Below are 17,196 nucleotides of genomic sequence, written 5' to 3'. Positions count from 1 at the left end.
CAAAGGTATCAAATTAGTCCTGCCTGTTTCAGTCCCCAATAGATTCCTTCTTCATTATTATTTTTTGTGATAAATGTTGCTTTTTCTTTCAATTCAGGCACTGCATTCTCCATGGCCACCCCACAGCCGACCGCCTGGAACATCTCCAAATCATTCAAGCCGTCGCCGAACGCAAAAGTCGGAACATCCTGATACCCCAGCACATCGAGCATTGCTGTGATCCCTTGTGCCTTGGAGCCATTTTTCCGAAGAACATCATTACTGAATGGCGTATTTCGTACAAACTGCAATTCAGGAAATCGCTCAGGGAAATATTCGTCGCCGCTTTCAAGCAGTAAGAGTGCCATATTAATCTCTTCTTTTAAATAAAGACTCGGATCAACTGCTGGGGAAGGCTGTCCCAGATAGTCAAAGTGCTTATCAAGTGCCGCTCCATCTTGTGTTGCTCGGATTTTCGTTTCATTATAAAAACATAACGGAACATTTTGGGAATCTGCTGCCACTTTCAAACGGCCGAGCAATTCTTCCTCCAAAACATCCTGATACACCTTTTCCCCTTGATAAATAACTGCCTGTCCATTCATGATCACAGCCGAGTCGATGCCCGTTTCATTCATCAAATGATCAATCTCAATCAGTGTCCGTCCTGTCGCAATCATTGGTAAAACACGATTTTGGCGCATCATGTCCAGCGCCTCAAGTGACTTTGCTGAAACGGTCGATGCAGAAGTCAGCAATGTCCCATCCATATCAAAAAAACAAATTGCTTCTGGTTTCAACAATCCTCTTCCCTTTCTTTAAAGGCTACTCTTTAGCGATACAGCACGAAATCACTGACATCTTCAAAGCCGATTTGATGATACATTTTTCCGGCTACGGGATTGTTATAGAATAAACAAGGCGTTTTCCCTTCCGCCAGCAAATCACAGCAGAGCCGCTTCATGATCGTACTGGCAAAGCCTTGACCACGATATTCTTTGCGTGTTGCTACACCTGTTACCATTGCAGAAAAGCTGTTTTCTGCAGACGATTCTGCCACCGAGACAATTTCGCCGCGCTGTTCAATGGTATAGATTCGTTTCGATCCTTGTTCAAGCTGTTCAATAATGAGTGCTTCATTATCATTGCGCTCGCCGAATTCTTCAATCCCTTTACGCATTTCGATAATGGCCGCTACATCGTCGGCCTTTGCTGATCGGATGATGACTTCACGATTCGCATTCATCATACTTGCATTCGTACACTTACAAAAATGAGAATCCTGCCGCATCGATACGAGCTCCGGCAGTTCCTTTTCAAATTGACTGGTTACGCGCGGAATACCGCTAATATTGAGAGGGGTATTTTCACGATTTTTAATGATTTCTGCAAAACCGGCCACATCAAATGAATCCTCTTTCGAATAAGGCAAGAAATTTTTTCCAAAGCGCAACATACAGGCACGTAAATTTTCTGCTTCGTCAAAGTCTCCCCAAAGTTCAAGAAAATCAGTTTCATAGCCAAAATTTTCAAGATCTCCTAAAATAAATAAATTTTGCAAGGCCTCCGGTTTCAATAAATCCATGACTTCCTGTTCATTTGATGCAGTTAGCTTTTTAATCAAGTGATTTCACTCCTCATCGAATAGTTACGGAAAAATTGATTTCATTTTAGTTGAAAACAGCCGATTAGTCAATAAGCACCGAGACTTTAAAAAAACGTCAAAGTCATAGCTGTTCTCAAAGAAAGCCCTTACACGTTTAAAATATTATTTTTACGTCTGCCTCAGTTGTCAAATTCACCCATAAATAGCCGCTCAATCAGCCCTGAAATATCCTGAATGAATGCGGAAAAAGGTGCCATATCTACTACTTCTAAATGCTCCTCATCATAGCAGGCGATCTTTTTCGTACGGGGATTCCAAAGAAAGTGCAAATCTGAATAATTATCGACTTTTTTGGAAATCCGTAAATATTTTTTCCGTCCAATTTTCATTTCAATCGTATCTGTTAGGGTAAAAAAGTCAACAAACGCCACATCCCCTTCCAACTCGATATGCAGCTGCTCCCCTTGTAAAAATTCCTTCACATCTTTTGACAAGCGATAACTTTTCAGCGCTAAGAGCTTATTTTCTTTTTGATGAAATTCCACCGGCTCCAGTGCACGAAAATAAGCGGCCATTTCTTCGTCGCCGCGTTCAACAGCAATGCTATAAGGCCGCATGCCATCTTTTTCCGCCAATTTCACATCTGCCCCGTTCGCCACCAGATAACGACACATTTCTAAATCAACATATCTTGCTGCCACACAAAGCGGAGTCGGCTTAAAAGAATAAACCATATCCGGTTGATTAAAATCCACGTCTACTCCGTGCGCAATAAAGAAATCCAGCAGCGAATAATTTCTGTCACTCACAGCACTTCGAAATGCCTTTCCGCCGTATTTAGCGACTGAATGACCTAACGCTTCAATGAGTGGCAGATTGTGAAATTTTTTGCCGTAGATAGCTTCTGTAAATGCTTCTGACTTCACATTATTCACTGCATGAATGTCAGCCCCTTTATCTGCCAGATAACGGATCATCGCCTCATTTTCACTATATCGAACTGCTAATAAAAAGCTCGGTTCTTTTTTGCTATTTAGTTCAGCCCCTCGTTCCACAAGCCATTTGACGACTGCAAAGCAATCCATCATAATCGCAAAATTGACGGGCGTATAGATTGTATATTCATCGAGCTCGATTTCTGCCAAAATATCCCAGCCGTCCGCCTGTTTCTTTTCTAGCTGCAAAATATCTTCTGCGGAAATAGCCTGGAGAATATCCGGCACATGCTCAAAATCCCCTAGATTTTTCACCTTCATGATTAGTTTGTCCCTCTTCTCTGTTATAGGTTCTCTCATCATACAAAAAAATCATGCTGGAATCAAACGATCGTCTGACTCCAGCATGATTAATTTAGTCGTCATTCATAATGAATTTCGCCAATTTTCAACATCAAGCTGAGTGCATTGAATTTTTCATTGCCTGTTTGAAGTTTTGAATCATCTGTGCCAATTTTAGCCGTATCTCTAAAATTAATTGGCTGCGAAGTAATTTTTTCTGTCGGCTGTACGAAATAATTTTCTTCCAGTCCTAGTTGTTCCGTCATTGTTCGTATGTATTTCGCAAATTTCTTCTCATTTCTCATCTTACCACTTACAATACTTGTTACATTACTCTGCGACAAACCCACTGCCTTGGCAAACGTTCTATTTGTATAAGCATTTAACTTTATATATATGGCAACATTATCAGCGATTCTTTGTTTTTCTGATAGTACTTTCATTTTCCGAACCTCCCGTTCGTTTTTACATTTTCTATTATGCCCATCGAAAATGAGAATGTGATTAAAATCAAATAGTATTACGGTAATAATTTTGGAAGCGCTTTACAAATCAGACATTCCCCGCGATTTTCAAGGGTCTCCGCCAAAAAAAGATGACCAGAAAAGTTCTGATCATCTTCTTTTATTAGCCTTTATAAACTTGCCACACTTTATCCCGTAAAAGCTCTAAGAATTCTTGATCGGCATTCGGCATCGGCGGGCGATGATAGCTCGCACCGATTTCATCCGTTACAACTTTACATTCATAATCATTGTCGTACAAAACTTCCAGATGTTCGGCGACAAAACCGACTGGCGCATAAATAAAATGTTCATAATGCTGCGTCTCAAATAGCTCACGCGTCAAATCCTGCACATCCGGCCCAAGCCACGGCTCGCCCGTTTTCCCTTCACTTTGCCAGCCTTGTGCATAATGCGGCACGATGGTTTTCTCAAAAATCCATTCCGCCGTCTCTTTCAACTGGTCCGGATACGGATCACCAAACTGTTTAATCTTCTCCGGTAAACTATGTGCTGATACAACAAGCACTGTTTTTTCTAATGCCTCTTTTGAAAGCGTCCCCGCTATATGATTGATCCGGTCTGCCCACATTTGAATAAATTTCGGCTCTTGATACCATGACTCAATCGTTTTGATTGAAGGACCTCCCAATTTTTCAGCAGCTTCTTTTGCCCGTTTATTATAAGCGGCCACACTAAAGCTCGAATAATGCGGCGCGAGAACGATGGAGATGGCTTCCGTGATTCCATCCTCATGCATTTTCTGAACCGCGTCTTCAATAAATGGTTCAATATGCTTCAATCCAATATACACGTGGAAAACGACTTCTTCTTGATACGCATTGAGCGCCTTTTCAAGTCCCGTTGCCTGCGCTTCTGTAATTTTTGCTAGCGGAGATAGACCGCCGATCGCCTGATACCGACCTCGCAGATCTGCAATCATTTCTTCCGTGGGTCTGTGTCCGTGGCGAATATCCGTATAGTAGCGTTCGATATCCGCATCCTGATAGGGTGTTCCATATGCCATTACAAGTAAGCCTACTTTTTTCATGACTCTTCACCTTTCCGCAACCAATCAGCACTTTTACGATGTACATGATCCGTTAATTTTTTCAACATTTCAGGAGATACTTCTGGAAAAACACCATGTCCTAAGTTAAAAATAAAGCCCTGTTGTCGAACTGCCTCCTGCAAGATTCGATCTGTTTCCGCCAAGCACGCCTGAGGAGCAAGCAAAAGTGCCGGGTCTAGATTCCCCTGTAACGCCTTGTCAGGCAGTAAATTCCGAGCATCCCCAACAGAAGTCCGCCAGTCAAAGCCAACGACATCAACTGCCAACTCGTTAAAACTGGTCAGCAAATGGCCAGACGCAACCGCCTGCATGATGACAGGTGTTTCCGGATGCGCCCGCTTGATCGACGCGACAATTTCTGTCATCACTGGTTGGACAAAGGTACGATAATCTGCCGCCGACAAAGCGCCCACCCATGAATCAAATAACTGGACCGCACTGGCCCCCGCTTCAATTTGGGCAAGCAGATAGTCCGTCGTCATCGTGCCCAGTTTTTTCATTAAAAGCTGCCAAGTAGATGGATCCTGGTGCATAAAAGCTTTGGTCTGGTAGTAATTCTTAGACGGGCCTCCCTCAATCAAATAACTGGCCAGCGTAAAAGGAGCGCCAGCAAAGCCAATCAGCGGCACATTTAGCTGCTCTTCTGCAAGTAAACGAATGGTTTCTAAAATATAGGGAACATCCCGACTGGGCGAAAGCGTGCCAAGTGCTTCCACATCTGAAAGCTGACGGATCGGATGCCCAATCACCGGCCCAATCCCGCTTTTAATTTCAACATCTACACCAATTCCGTGAAGCGGCGTCATGATATCTTTATACAAAATGGCCGCATCCACCCCGTAATTTTCTACAGGTAGTCGCGTCACATAAGCACATAATTCCGGCTCATGTGTGATTTCAAATAATGAGTACTTTTCTTTTAACTGCCGATATTCTGGCTGAGAACGTCCTGCTTGCCGCATGTACCAGACAGGAATCTGTTCGACCGCTTCTTTTCTCGCCGCTCTTAAAAACAGATCATTGGTGATTTTTTTTGCCAAAGCTTCTCGCTCCTTTATGTTCAGTTTCACACATATCTCTACTGATTACTTCAGTACTAGGATACTAGAATCCTTACTCAAAACCAAACATGTTGCTTGTGCAAAAGTTTATAATCTACCAAATGTGGAAAAGAAGGGTCAGATAAATGTTATCATGGGATTATCCTTAATTATTTTATAAACAGAACGGAGTCTTTATCATGAAAAATATGTATATTACGACAGGAACGGAACACTATCTTCGCCAAATTTTGCAAGAGCATCCGAATGAGCCGATTATTCTACTGCAAAACTTCCATCAGTCACTGCTCTTTCACGAATCAGCCGGGCCAAGTGTTTTTCGCGAAGAAGCCACCTATCGTGAGTTGCAGCGCCAAGGGGATATCCGTGGATTTGGCACCGTCGTTTTTGAATATATCATGGTTCGCGATGAAGAAACGCCTCTTTTCTTAAAAACAGTGCAGGGGTTGCGTTTGCATTTACGTGACGCTACTGGTTTCCAGGCCTTGATACTCGGTCAGTCCACCAAAAACAATAAATTTCTAGTCGTTACTTTCTGGCATTCAGAGCGGGACTATCAACTGTGGAAAGGAACCAAATACCATAAAGAAGTGATTCAGATTATGACACAAAATAATTCACAGATTGGTTTCTCCCACATTGATATCTATCACTTCCCTGAATTCTCACATGATAGCAAATGATACTAGAAAAAGACTGGGAGCCATACCCTCTCAGCTATACAAAAAAAGCGCTGAACGGACAGACGATTTGTCTATCTTGTTCAGCGCTTTTCACTATTGTTCTAATAATTTTTTCACACGATATGGCACATACAAGAAAGTAAAAAGCCCTACGAATGCTAGGTTGATGGCTAGAATAATCAGCCCGCTAACGGAGTCGTTTTGAGCAATGCCAATGATGCCGAATAGGATTGCCTGAAAAGCAAGCAAAATCCGCACAAAATGAATAAAGCTCCGACTGCGCCAGGCATCATCAATTGGATAGAGTTTCAACATCAACTGACCGTCAAAATGTTTCAGCATCGGAATAAATTGGAAACCCGTCAGATATAAAAAGATGAGCGAGAATAAAATGTTCAGATAAAATCCCTGAATAAAGATCATCAGGATGGCCGCAATAATGGTGAGCCGCACGTAAAGCCCCACATATTCATTCGTTCTGACAAAGGTCCTGCTAAACAAATAGGCGAATGTTTTTCGTTTTGCATAAGGAATCGGCCGATAAAGAAAATCCAAATAGCTTCTGCGTTTGACCGTTCCTTTTAAATGCGGCACATCCGCAAACAAATTCACCAAGCGGTAGAACCGGTTCATCCGCGCCTCTTCTTTATCAATCAAGTATTCCCAACGAATCGTAAGCTCCCGCGTTTTAGTCAGCAGCATATAATAGCTTGAGAACAGCAATACGAGCGTCACTGGAATCGTCCAAATGAACGAAAAACCCAGTAACAAATAGACAATCAGTGCGGTCAGCAATACGCGGAAATATAGCCAGCCGGTGTCGCTTGCTTCAAGTTTACTCGCCTGAAAGCTAAAAAAGATATTCCATAATTTTAAAAGTCCCAACATGACGACCAGCACGAAAAAACGATCGTAAGAAAAACCGGTCACGGCCGCATACATCGGCATGGCTGCCAAAAGAACCAGTATATACAAATAAGCTTGCATCCAAAAGCTCGTCATCTGGGCCTTTTTAAAATAGTGCGCCATCTCTTTTTCCTGCACAATCAGATAGACGGCATCTGGACGCTTGAGAAGTGTGGCAACAGAGCCAAATACAATAGCAGCGGTCAGCATGACGACCATTAAAGGAATGGCCGGGAAAACAGGTGTCAAAGTTTTGACCCATGCCGAGTAATAGAAAATAAGTGCCCCCACGCCGATAATCAAAACGAATAACAGGTGGTCATTAAAAATATAGCGGAGATATTTGACCACTTCATCCGAATAGGTGGAAAACCGTTTTTTCCAAAACTCTCGACTATTAAATTCCAGTTTCATTGGCTTCTTCTTTCGTCAGCTGAATATAGATTTCATCCAGAGATGCCCCGCTCATCCCGAATTGTTCCTGCAAATCTCGCAGCGTTCCTTCCGCTCGGATTCTGCCTTGATGAAGAATGATAAAACGATCGCAGTATTTTTCTGCTGTAGCAAGAATATGCGTGGACATCAAAATGCTTGCCCCATTGTCCCGCATCTCTTTAATCCAGTCTAATAGCGATTGGATGCCAAGCGGATCAAGACCCACAAACGGTTCATCAATGATATAAAGTTTCGGCTGAATAAGAAAAGCAGACATGATCATCACTTTCTGCTTCATTCCTTTTGAAAAATGTGCCGGAAACCAGTTGAGTTTACTTTCAAGACGGAATTCTTTCAAAAGCGGTCGAATTCTTGCTTCAAGTTCTTCTTCTGTTAGACCGTAAGCCATCGCGGTCAGCTCTAAATGCTCTTTTAGTGTCAATTCTTCATATAACACTGGGGTTTCTGGAATATAAGCAAATTTAGAACGATACGCTTCGACATCATCTGAAAGTGTAATCCCTTCAATCTTAATGCTTCCATCTTTTGGCTGCATCAGACCGGTTATATGTTTGATTGTCGTGCTTTTACCAGCGCCATTAAGCCCTATCAGACCCGTGATCTGCTTCTCATCGAGTGAAAAGGAAATATCCTGAAGGACCGGTCGCTTTGTATAGCCGCCCGTTAAATGTTCTACTTCTAATAAAGTCATCTGCCGACTTCCTCCTTTGCTTTTTGCAAGCTGCATGCAGGTGTTTTCTTTCATCATAGCATAAAATGAATCTTTTCCCTAAAAATTTACCAAAACTTTAGCTTCGAGGAATGATTTTAGCCTCTAAGTATGGTACATTTAAATGGAGAGATATGAAATGAGAGGTGGCCTTTTTAATGGATGATTGTATTTTTTGCAAGATTGCAAAGGGCGATATCCCTTCTGCTAAAGTTTATGAAGACGAAAAAGTCTATGCGTTCCTTGATCTTAGTCAGGTAACAAAAGGACATACGCTCATCATTCCCAAAACACATGCGCGCAATATTTTTGATTTGCCGGAAGATGAGGCTGCTGAAGTGTTCCGCCGCGTGCCTAAAATCGCGAATGCATTAAAAGAAACATTGGCTCTGGAAGGCTTGAATGTTTTGAATAACAATGAAGAGGTTGCAAGTCAATCTGTTTTCCATACCCATATTCATTTGTTGCCGCGTTACTCCGCAAAAGATGATTTTGGCTTAAAATGGAAGGACAATTCTGGTTCCTATACACAGGAGAGTTTTCAGGAATTGGCTGAATCAATCGCTGCCCACATTCAGTAGTGCTCAGAGACAAGATCCGTTCAATCGGTTATTTATGGATTCATATTTTCTAAGGAGTGATTCTTATGGATAAAAAATCATTTATTTTTGGAATTCTGGCAGGTGCTGCAACAGGTGCTGCTGCTTCAATACTATTTGCACCGAAATCCGGACGCGAATTGCGCGAAGATCTCGCACAAAAATCAGGTGAAGCTGGCGTTATTTTAAAGGAACTCGCATACAACGCCAATGAACTGGTTCAATCCATTCAAGTTCTCGGCAATGAAGGCTCTACACTTTTGAAAGACGTTTCAAGCGATATTGTAGATTCTGTTGCCAAATGGAATGAAGAAATGGAGCCGGAGAAAAAGCGACTGAAAGATGAAATCAAGGACATGCAGAAAACTATTTCTGACCTTGAAAAAACATTAAAAAAAGATGCAAAATAATAGAAACTCTGTAAAAGGACTTGTTTTCCTTTTACGGAGTTTCTGTTTTTTTTATGAAGAAATTGTTACACTTTCGCCAAAGATTTATTTTTTTGGAAAAAAAGGTTGAAAAGTCGGTTCTATGATACTACAATATGATGGTATCATTTGCGGGAGCAGATGAATTTTGCTTGTTATCGGAGGACTGTTTTTAATGCGCTGCTTAAAATCGGTGAATACGGAGAGACGCGATGAGTTTAACCGCCGTTTCTTGAAAAGCCTGTTAATCTGGCTTGCTGCACTCTGTATCATCTTTTTAGCTCGAAATTTCTTTACACATGATGATTTTTCAACCAAGTATAACCTTTTGGCATTTATCGGTTTACTGTTGATTTATCCGCTGCATAAAATGCTTCACATCCTGGCTGCATGGAAATATCGTGCAGGAGTGGCTGTTCATTTCAAACGCCACTTTTATATCATGCCATGTATGCAAGTACGGATTCACCGGATCATTCCAAAGTGGCGTTATATTGCCTCGCTCATTTTCCCATTCGTCCTAATCTCTGTGTGTTTGATTGGTCTTATGGTTGTGTATCCGCTCTATAATACGCCGATTTTCTTGATTTTGCTTTCTGTTCATATCGGCATGAGTTATCCAGACTTTATCCACATTCGCAAACTTTGGCACATGCCAAGAAACTGTTTTGTGGAAGATGCTGAACGAGGTTTCTCTATTTTAATCTCAGATTAGAGATGAGAATATGATTAAAATTTTAACATCTTTTCTTTTTCCATGATTTTTATGGTATAGTATTTATGTGTTTATGGAGATTATTCCCAATCAACTAAGGAGCGTGTTTTTTTATATGAAAAAGAAATTAGCACTTGGACTTGTCATGCTTGTGGCAATGTTCTCACTCGCTGCATGCGGGGGCGGCGGTACTGTTGTTAAAACCGACGCAGGAGATGTAACAAAAGATGAAATGTACGATGCAATGAAAGATAAGTACGGTGAACAAACCGTTCAACAATTGACTATCGAAAAAGTCCTTTCTGATAAATACAAAGTGACAGATGATGAAGTCAATGCGAAGTACAAAGAATACGAAAAACAATATGGCGATCAATTCAGCGCGGTTCTTCAACAAAGTGGCTTGACTGAAGAGACTTTCAAAGATAACATCCGCTATAATTTGTTAATTCAAAAGGCAACTGAAGCAAATGTGAAGACTGACGACAAAACACTGAAAAAATATTATGAAACTTGGGAACCAAAAATTACGGTTTCTCATATTCTAGTCGACAGTGAAGATAAAGCGAATGAAGTGGAACAAAAACTTAAAGATGGCGGTAACTGGGATGATCTTGCAAAAGAATATTCTACGGATACCAACACTAAAGACAACGGTGGTAAATTGCCTGAATTCGGTCCTGGACAAATGGATGAAGCCTTTGAAAAAGCAGCTTACAGCTTGAAAAACAAAGGTGACATCAGTGACCCAGTTCAAACTTCTTACGGCTGGCACATCATCAAAATGGACAAACCAGCAGAAAAAACAACGTATGACAAAGATAAGAAACAAGTCAAAGAAGATTATGTTCAAAGTCAATTAACGACTGAAAACATGCAAAAAGCAATCTCGAAAGAACTAAAAGAAGCCAACGTGAAGATTGAAGATGAAGATTTGAAAGATGCTCTTAGCCAATATACATCTACTAGCAGCTCTTCCTCTTCTAGCGATTCTTCCAAATCAAAGAGTGACGATAGCTCATCTAAGAGCGATGACAGCTCTAAGAGTGACGACAGTTCTTCCAGCAAATAAGCTTTTTCTTCCCCCGGTCTCCCTAAAAGAGACCGGGGTTTTCTTATGCAAGAAAAAAGAGCTTTGGCATGCGGGACAGTTAGAACCTGCATGTCAAAGCTCTTATTTTTTTATATAATTTTTTTATTCCTGATCAAAATTAGGACGATAAAAAGAACGATTATCTAAACCAAAAACGCGCTCACTGAATTCACCCGGTTTGGTATGACGCAAAGCTTTGTCCATCATGTTCATTGTTGCATCCATCAAGTCGATTTGATGTAGGATTTCTGCTTCACGAACAAGTGGTGGTTTGGGACTTCCCCATTCTCCTTTGCCATGATGTGCAAGAAGGACATGCTTCAATACGACAACTTCTTCTCCGTCAATTTGTAGTTCTTCGGCCATTTTGCTTACTTCCTCCACTACAATCGAAATATGACCGATCAAATTCCCTTCAAGTGTGTAGGTAGCTGAAACTGGTCCCGAAAGCTCAATGACTTTGCCAAGATCATGTAGAATGACACCTGCATAGAGTAAGTCACGGTCGACCGTCGGATATAGATCGGCAATGGATTTTGCCAGTCGAAGCATGGACACAACATGGAAGCTAAGCCCCGAAACAAATTCATGATGATGTCGAACGGCCGCTGGATAATCATAAAATCGATCCTGATATTTCTTTAAAAGAGAACGTGTAATGCGAACCAAATTGGCATTCTTCATTTCAAAGATAAACTGCATCACTTCATTTGCGATTTCATCTTTATCGATCGGTGCTGTTTCCATGAAATCACCGGGCTTTACATGATCAACCGGAGTCGCTTGCCGAATCTGCCGAATTTTCAACTGCTTGCGACCGCGATAATTTTGTATGTCTCCTACAATATGAACAATTTGTTGTGCAGCGTAGTTCGTCTCATCGTTATCCGATACATCCCACAGTTTGGCTTCCAGCTCTCCTGATTTATCCTGTAAAACTAAACTTAAAAATGGCTTCCCGTTACTTGCAATTCCTTTTATGCTGGATTTGATCAGTAAAAACAGATCCACACCAGCCCCTACTTCATAATCAAGTAATTTCTTTTCCATTTGCATCGCCTTCTTTCTATATCATGCTGGGTTTCATCTTTTAGTATAGCACGAGTGACTCTTGTTCGGAAAAATATTTATCTGCCTGCTTATGGCAAGTGAAAAATAAAATCTGGTTCTTTCCTTTGCGTTTTTCTAGCAGCTTCATAATTGCATCAAGTCGCTTGGCATCAAAATTAACGAATCCGTCATCAATAAGCAGTGGTAGTGGATAGTCTTCGGATATGATATCGATCAGTGTAAAGCGTACAGCTAGGTAAAGCTGCTCTTTGGTCGCCTGACTCAATTCTTCCGGTCGAAAATGAAGATCATCTTGTCGCACGACTTCGAGCTTCTCATCTTGGAATCGGACATCTTTGTATGCGCCATTCGTTAATTCTGCAAAGTAGTTGGCAGCAAACTGGCGGGCTTTCGGAAATTTATCTTCCTGCAGATGGTTCATTGTCTCGTAGATTAGGGCTTGTGCCGTCTTAAGCTCCATCCATTGCTCCGCTAACTCCTGCAGTTCATTCTTTTCCATATAGTAGTGCTGCACTAGCTCGCTGTATGTTCCGCCTTCTTCTAGCTGTTCGATTTGATGGACGTTTTTCATCCGCTCATTGCGTAAATCATGTTCCTCCTGTGCCAAGCTTTTCGCTATCTCGGCAAGTGCTAAATCCTGTTTTTCAAGCTCTGTCTGCCTATCATACTGACTCAATTGAAGAACTTGTTCATCGGGCAGTTGGCCTTTTAAGAGCTGCATTCGTTCTTTTGCTTGGAGATAATCCTGTGCCTGTTTTGCAGCTTGTCGAAAACTCGTTTCATCCTTTACCTTCGCATCACGATAAAGTGCCTGTTTTGCGGCCAGCAAGCTATCCATATCTCGTTCAAGCAATTGAATGTCCTGCTCAATTTGCTCCAGTTTTTCTTGGATTTTAATACCAGCTTCCGCTTCAGCTCGATTTCGTTTGAGAAAATGACGCATTTCTGCTACCTGCTCTTCTATAGGTGCGTTCGTTGTTGTCACAGACAGACCTGATACCACAGCCGCCCATTCTTTTTGAAAGAGATTTATTTGCTCAATCTCCTTCCGTCTCTGCTGATTTTGTTTATGGAATTCTTGACAGGAGAGACGTTTTTGGGCGATCAGCACAAGTGAATCTTCCCCCTTGGCTGATAGTCCTAACGAAGCCAAAAATTGTTGCTCAGCTACTTGATGCTTTCGGCTATCTGCTGCTAGTTTATCGGCCTCTTTTTCATACTCTGCAAGCGCCAAGGCTAGTTCGTCCGTTTCAGCAAGGAGATTTTGCCAATTCTGCCGTTTTTGTTTTTGTTCAAAATAGGCCATCATTTCAACTTGACTTGTTTCCTGCCCACTTTTCGGTCTATTGCTGAAAAAGAAGCCTGCACTGACTAACAAACCGAGACCGCCAATCAGACCGAGCCACCATACTGAAAGAAAACTGGCCATAATCAACAGGATGACACCCATTCCCCCACTGATGATCGCGCCTTTTTGCCCATTTGGTGGCATCGCTTTGGTTCGCCGCCGTGATTGATATTCTGCCTCAAAATGCGCGATCTTGTCGGCAGGCCATAGTTCAGCTTCGATTCTTTCAAGCTGTATTTCTTTTTTGCGAATCAACTGTTCCTTCTCACTTTTTTGTGTGTTCAGCCGATCTGCCCGCTGTTGATATTTTTGCTCTGCAACTGCTAATTCTTCTGCCTGTTGTAACGCCGTTTGAGATACATCAATATCAAAGTCGGTTAAGCCTATCTCTTTCGCCAATTGTCCTTCAAGAATCGTTTCTTCGCGTAAACGTTTTTTTAGCTCTTCACGTCGCTTTGCTTTATCTTGATAAAGCGGCCATTCATTTAAGCTCGTCTCAATCTGAATAAGAAGCGCATCTGCCTCTTCCTTCTGTTCAAAAGCAGGGTTTTCTTTAAGCGTCTGCTGGCGTTCTTTCAACTGCATGTGTCGATTTTGTTTCTGCCCCAGTTCTGTCAGTAGATGCTCCAGTCGAATCACCCCATCTGTTGGAAACTCCTGCTCGCCATATGCTTCAGTCAAACTTTTCAGGCCTTGCCATTCCTCATAAACCGGCCATTTGCGCCGCAAGGTTTCTAAATCAAGCCTTTGCAGCTGATTGGCTGTAGCCGCCGCTTGATTCTCATGCAATTGCTGCTCCATCTCATTCAGCTCTTTTTTCAGCTGCTGATACTTTTGATTGGCTGATTTTGCCTGTATGTATGCTTGGTGGCTTTCTTTTGTACGCTGTAGCTGCTGATTGATTACCGGGTTGCGTCCGCTAGGTTTAAATAGCTGATCCATTTGTTTTTCCAAATCGGCCACTGCCCGCAGCAATTTATCGGAACCAATAGTCCCCGCCTGCAGCAGATATTTTTCAAATTCACTTTGTTTCATTTGGTTGATTTGCTGCAAGCCATGAATATCAAAGGAAAAAATGGCTTCATAGCTAGCTCGGTCCATATCTGCTAGAATTTCAGCTAGTCGCTCTTCCCCAGCAATCGTTCCGTCTTCCAGATATAGATTGACATCCCCTGTCGCCTTTCCTTTCAGTCGTTCGACAACAACCGTTCCAAGACTGGTTTCAGAAAGTGTCAGCCGGCCGCCATAAGGGCCCTGATTTTTGGGCTCCATACGCGGGATGGATTGCTGCTTCGTTGGAAAACCGAATAGAATACTGTGGATAAACGCCATAATTGTAGACTTGCCAGCCTCATTCTCGCCATAGATCATTTGAAATGCTTGAATATCGCGAAAGGTGGTGTTCTGCCATTTCCCGTAGCCTAAAATAGCGATTTCTGTTATCTTCATTTCTTTTCACCTTCCAGTTCCGCAAGCAATCGACCCACACGCAGCATGGCACGGGTCGTTATGTCCTGCCGTTTCTCTTCACTGATATCCTCTAGAAAGCGGCTCATACTTGAATGAAAATAAAGGGCTTCAATATTTTGGAAAAAAGGGCCTTCTGCATCTAACTTATCTTTTGCGAATTGCCATTCTTCTTGGAGCAACCCATTTTTCCACCAATCGAAAGCCACTTCCTCTTTGTTTTCGGAAAAAAACAGCTGGTTCACCCAAACAAATGACCCGTCTTCCACTGGGGCCTGTTCCTGCAGCATGGAAAGCCAGTCCTCACGCAACAATTTATCGCTATGCGGCATTTCAATATGAATTTGTAAAAAGTAGGATTCCGGCAGCTCCTTATAGCGTGCCAAGCAATCTGTTAACCGTTTGAAAAGCTCGGTCTTATCCGGAATCTCATTAAACCGAACGGCTACATCTTCCCAAATCAGCGGGCTTGTTGGAATAAAAGCCGCACTAGCACCTGCTTCATTAAGTGTAACCAACGTGCAGCCCTTTGCCCCTTGTTCTTTACGGCTTCTCCCCTGCATATTACCCGGGTAATGAATCATCGGTTCTTCCGCCAGAGTCATTCGCTTATGGATATGTCCTAAAGCCCAATAATCAAAACGCTTGCTCTTCAATTCATTCACAGAAAACGGCGCGTATACATCATGCGCTTCCGACTGTGTGATTTCTGAACCGTGGAGCAATCCAATGTGAAAATCTGCTTCCCCGACCCGTTGATATTCTTGAATTCGCTTTTCTGGAATATGGCGCTTGTCATAGCTGAAGCCATAAATATTCGCCGTTGGACGATTGGGACGCTGAAAAAGGACCGCTTCCACATGTGCGGGAAAAACTGTCACATTTTCAGGTAGCTGTAACCGATCCTGTCCTTCTGCATAGAAATCATGGTTGCCGTGAATCAGATAGACTGGAATATCAGCCTGTTCTAGTCGTTTCATTTCCTGATAAAATACCACTTGGGCACGAACACTCAAGTCTTCTTTATCGTAAATGTCTCCGGCGATGAGCACAAAATCAACCGTTTCACGAATCGCAGCATCCACGCCGCGGGCTAACGAGCGATTGGCGGCTTCCTTGATTTCTGCAAAGAAGCGCTCAGGTATTTTTTTAAGGCCAGTAAATGGACTGTCCAAATGCAGATCAGCCATATGTATGAATCGCAAATTTTTCATAAAAGCGTCTCCTCTAAAACGAATGTATGTTCTTATTATACTTGTTTCCCCCCTCTGTTGCAAGCGTCTATACATGCTGTCCGCAAATCGTTTTGATTGTGCTACAATAAAGAAAAACAAGCTTGGAGGGAGCAAAAATGGCGGATTGGAAACAACAACTTGGTGTGTATGGTGTTTATATGGAAAAAGGAAAAATTTTCAGCGTGTTACGAAAAGAAGAGGGACCTTTTCAAAATAAATATGACTTGCCCGGTGGCACACTGCTCGAAAATGAAATGTTGGTAGACGCTTTAAAACGCCATATGTATCGGTTTGATACAGAAGCTGAGACTGCCGCACAGTTAGGCAGCTATGATTTTTTAATTGGCTACGGAAAAGCGCAGATCATCCATCAAATCGCACTGGTCTTTCAGTTGAAGCTGTATTTTGCACGTGAAAAAGAGATTCCATTAATTTTTGAAACGCCTGCTGAAAAACCTGCCGAATTTGTGATGCTGCCACTTGAAAAAATTACTGAAGCGAGTGCCACGCCCCTTTTAAATTTGATCAAAACGCTTTACGAAGATGCACGATAAAAAAACGGAAATCCGGCAATGGTCATGTTTCAATGACGCGACTGCCGGATTTCCGTGTCTCCATAAAAATTAGTCGTTTTGAATGTTATAAAGGTCTTGAAGCGGCATCATGATGATCCGGTTAAGATCATTGATGATTGTGCTCATTGCTTGCTCTTTTTCCATTAGTTTTAAGATTGTTTGATTGGCTTGTACTTCTTCAGCAACAGCCTGTGCTTTTTGGACAAGTTCGTCATCTAATTCCTGTCCTGTCATTTGGCGTTCTTGAATCGTCACTTGAACTTCACGAAAACGGTCGAATTTTTCCTTTGCTTCTGCATCTGCATTTACTTCCTTATACGCTTCTTGCAAATTCTTAAACTCCGCTGTTTCACGGATGCCGCGTTCCAAACCGTTTGCTAAATCATAAATATTTTCGCTCATGATAAATCCTC

17 protein-coding genes and 1 pseudogene are annotated in these 17,196 nt (G+C 42.1%); 6 read left to right on the top strand and 12 right to left on the bottom strand.

Annotated elements, in window-relative coordinates:
* Positions 1 to 8: 8 nt before the first annotated feature.
* From CS921_RS05385 to hemE, 6 genes are all read right to left on the bottom strand, one after another.
* A complete protein-coding gene (locus CS921_RS05385; protein WP_099222036.1) occupies positions 9 to 779 on the bottom strand; it encodes a Cof-type HAD-IIB family hydrolase in 771 nt (256 codons plus the stop codon).
* Between the two features lie 32 nt (positions 780 to 811).
* Positions 812 to 1,603, bottom strand: a complete 792-nt coding sequence (locus tag CS921_RS05380; protein WP_099222035.1) for a GNAT family N-acetyltransferase — start codon at positions 1,601 to 1,603, stop codon at positions 812 to 814.
* 161 nt (positions 1,604 to 1,764) lie between these two features.
* Positions 1,765 to 2,841, bottom strand: coding sequence for an ankyrin repeat domain-containing protein (locus CS921_RS05375; RefSeq protein WP_205527767.1), 1,077 nt, complete (start codon positions 2,839 to 2,841; stop codon positions 1,765 to 1,767).
* 101 nt (positions 2,842 to 2,942) lie between these two features.
* Positions 2,943 to 3,305 carry a hypothetical protein gene (locus tag CS921_RS05370; RefSeq protein WP_099222034.1) on the bottom strand — a complete coding sequence of 121 codons (363 nt, stop codon included), beginning with the start codon at positions 3,303 to 3,305 and terminating at the stop codon, positions 2,943 to 2,945.
* A 184-nt stretch (positions 3,306 to 3,489) separates the two neighbouring features.
* Positions 3,490 to 4,416, bottom strand: coding sequence for a ferrochelatase (gene hemH, locus CS921_RS05365; protein WP_099222033.1), 927 nt, complete (start codon positions 4,414 to 4,416; stop codon positions 3,490 to 3,492).
* Positions 4,413 to 5,477, bottom strand: coding sequence for a uroporphyrinogen decarboxylase (gene hemE, locus CS921_RS05360; protein ID WP_099222032.1), 1,065 nt, complete (start codon positions 5,475 to 5,477; stop codon positions 4,413 to 4,415). Before hemE ends, hemH begins: the two co-directional genes overlap by 4 nt.
* A 200-nt stretch (positions 5,478 to 5,677) precedes the next feature.
* Here hemE and CS921_RS05355 point away from each other — a divergent pair, with 200 nt between their 5' ends.
* The gene (locus CS921_RS05355; RefSeq protein WP_099222031.1) at positions 5,678 to 6,181 is read left to right on the top strand and encodes an antibiotic biosynthesis monooxygenase family protein; all 504 of its coding nucleotides are present in this window, start codon (positions 5,678 to 5,680) and stop codon (positions 6,179 to 6,181) included.
* 93 nt (positions 6,182 to 6,274) lie between these two features.
* On the opposite strand, the gene CS921_RS05350 is transcribed toward CS921_RS05355, so the two are convergent.
* Together CS921_RS05350 and CS921_RS05345 are read right to left on the bottom strand one after the other, a co-directional pair.
* Positions 6,275 to 7,501, bottom strand: coding sequence for an ABC transporter permease (locus CS921_RS05350; RefSeq protein WP_099222030.1), 1,227 nt, complete (start codon positions 7,499 to 7,501; stop codon positions 6,275 to 6,277).
* Positions 7,485 to 8,234 carry an ABC transporter ATP-binding protein gene (locus tag CS921_RS05345; protein WP_099222029.1) on the bottom strand — a complete coding sequence of 250 codons (750 nt, stop codon included), beginning with the start codon at positions 8,232 to 8,234 and terminating at the stop codon, positions 7,485 to 7,487. Before CS921_RS05345 ends, CS921_RS05350 begins: the two co-directional genes overlap by 17 nt.
* A gap of 176 nt (positions 8,235 to 8,410) precedes the next feature.
* Here CS921_RS05345 and CS921_RS05340 point away from each other — a divergent pair, with 176 nt between their 5' ends.
* The 4 genes and pseudogenes from CS921_RS05340 to CS921_RS05325 form a co-directional block, all read left to right on the top strand.
* Positions 8,411 to 8,833 (top strand): HIT family protein, encoded by a 423-nt coding sequence (locus CS921_RS05340; protein WP_099222028.1) that lies wholly within the window; start codon positions 8,411 to 8,413, stop codon positions 8,831 to 8,833.
* Positions 8,834 to 8,898: 65 nt separating this feature from the next.
* On the top strand, positions 8,899 to 9,261 hold the full coding sequence (locus CS921_RS05335; protein WP_099222027.1) for a YtxH domain-containing protein: 363 nt from the start codon (positions 8,899 to 8,901) through the stop codon (positions 9,259 to 9,261).
* Between the two features lie 193 nt (positions 9,262 to 9,454).
* The gene (locus CS921_RS05330) at positions 9,455 to 9,994 is read left to right on the top strand and encodes a DUF3267 domain-containing protein (RefSeq protein ID WP_099222026.1); all 540 of its coding nucleotides are present in this window, start codon (positions 9,455 to 9,457) and stop codon (positions 9,992 to 9,994) included.
* A gap of 115 nt (positions 9,995 to 10,109) precedes the next feature.
* Positions 10,110 to 10,994: pseudogene (locus tag CS921_RS05325) on the top strand (peptidylprolyl isomerase); the annotation flags it as partial.
* Between the two features lie 195 nt (positions 10,995 to 11,189).
* Here the strand turns inward: CS921_RS05325 and yhaM are convergent.
* The 3 genes from yhaM to CS921_RS05310 are packed head-to-tail and all read right to left on the bottom strand — an operon-like array spanning position 11,190 to position 16,187.
* A complete protein-coding gene (yhaM, locus tag CS921_RS05320; protein ID WP_099222024.1) occupies positions 11,190 to 12,137 on the bottom strand; it encodes a 3'-5' exoribonuclease YhaM in 948 nt (315 codons plus the stop codon).
* Positions 12,138 to 12,177: 40 nt separating this feature from the next.
* Positions 12,178 to 14,955: an ATP-binding protein gene (locus CS921_RS05315; protein ID WP_099222023.1), complete on the bottom strand. Its 2,778-nt coding sequence runs from the start codon at positions 14,953 to 14,955 to the stop codon at positions 12,178 to 12,180.
* A complete protein-coding gene (locus CS921_RS05310) occupies positions 14,952 to 16,187 on the bottom strand; it encodes a metallophosphoesterase family protein (protein WP_099222022.1) in 1,236 nt (411 codons plus the stop codon). Before CS921_RS05310 ends, CS921_RS05315 begins: the two co-directional genes overlap by 4 nt.
* 137 nt (positions 16,188 to 16,324) lie before the next feature.
* On the opposite strand from CS921_RS05310, the gene CS921_RS05305 reads away from it, so the two are divergent.
* Positions 16,325 to 16,762 (top strand): NUDIX hydrolase, encoded by a 438-nt coding sequence (locus CS921_RS05305; protein WP_099222021.1) that lies wholly within the window; start codon positions 16,325 to 16,327, stop codon positions 16,760 to 16,762.
* A gap of 69 nt (positions 16,763 to 16,831) precedes the next feature.
* On the opposite strand, the gene CS921_RS05300 is transcribed toward CS921_RS05305, so the two are convergent.
* Positions 16,832 to 17,185, bottom strand: coding sequence for a YlbF/YmcA family competence regulator (locus CS921_RS05300; protein WP_099222020.1), 354 nt, complete (start codon positions 17,183 to 17,185; stop codon positions 16,832 to 16,834).
* Positions 17,186 to 17,196: the final 11 nt, after the last annotated feature.

The organism is Listeria costaricensis, from assembly GCF_900183385.1.
Lineage (GTDB): Bacteria > Bacillota > Bacilli > Lactobacillales > Listeriaceae > Listeria > Listeria costaricensis.
This window is presented reverse-complemented; position numbering and strand designations above follow the sequence as displayed.

What these genes read in the sequence shown, in the direction of transcription:
- CS921_RS05375 (WP_205527767.1), bottom strand. Translation starts at nt 2,841, where the DNA reads ATGAAGGTGAAAAATCTAGGGGATTTTGAGCATGTGCCGGATATTCTC.
- CS921_RS05370 (WP_099222034.1), bottom strand. Translation starts at nt 3,305, where the DNA reads ATGAAAGTACTATCAGAAAAACAAAGAATCGCTGATAATGTTGCCATA.
- hemH (WP_099222033.1), bottom strand. Translation starts at nt 4,416, where the DNA reads ATGAAAAAAGTAGGCTTACTTGTAATGGCATATGGAACACCCTATCAG.
- CS921_RS05355 (WP_099222031.1), top strand. Translation starts at nt 5,678, where the DNA reads ATGAAAAATATGTATATTACGACAGGAACGGAACACTATCTTCGCCAA.
- CS921_RS05350 (WP_099222030.1), bottom strand. Translation starts at nt 7,501, where the DNA reads ATGAAACTGGAATTTAATAGTCGAGAGTTTTGGAAAAAACGGTTTTCC.
- CS921_RS05345 (WP_099222029.1), bottom strand. Translation starts at nt 8,234, where the DNA reads ATGACTTTATTAGAAGTAGAACATTTAACGGGCGGCTATACAAAGCGA.
- CS921_RS05340 (WP_099222028.1), top strand. Translation starts at nt 8,411, where the DNA reads ATGGATGATTGTATTTTTTGCAAGATTGCAAAGGGCGATATCCCTTCT.
- CS921_RS05335 (WP_099222027.1), top strand. Translation starts at nt 8,899, where the DNA reads ATGGATAAAAAATCATTTATTTTTGGAATTCTGGCAGGTGCTGCAACA.
- CS921_RS05330 (WP_099222026.1), top strand. Translation starts at nt 9,455, where the DNA reads ATGCGCTGCTTAAAATCGGTGAATACGGAGAGACGCGATGAGTTTAAC.
- yhaM (WP_099222024.1), bottom strand. Translation starts at nt 12,137, where the DNA reads ATGGAAAAGAAATTACTTGATTATGAAGTAGGGGCTGGTGTGGATCTG.
- CS921_RS05315 (WP_099222023.1), bottom strand. Translation starts at nt 14,955, where the DNA reads ATGAAGATAACAGAAATCGCTATTTTAGGCTACGGGAAATGGCAGAAC.
- CS921_RS05310 (WP_099222022.1), bottom strand. Translation starts at nt 16,187, where the DNA reads ATGAAAAATTTGCGATTCATACATATGGCTGATCTGCATTTGGACAGT.
- CS921_RS05305 (WP_099222021.1), top strand. Translation starts at nt 16,325, where the DNA reads ATGGCGGATTGGAAACAACAACTTGGTGTGTATGGTGTTTATATGGAA.
- CS921_RS05300 (WP_099222020.1), bottom strand. Translation starts at nt 17,185, where the DNA reads ATGAGCGAAAATATTTATGATTTAGCAAACGGTTTGGAACGCGGCATC.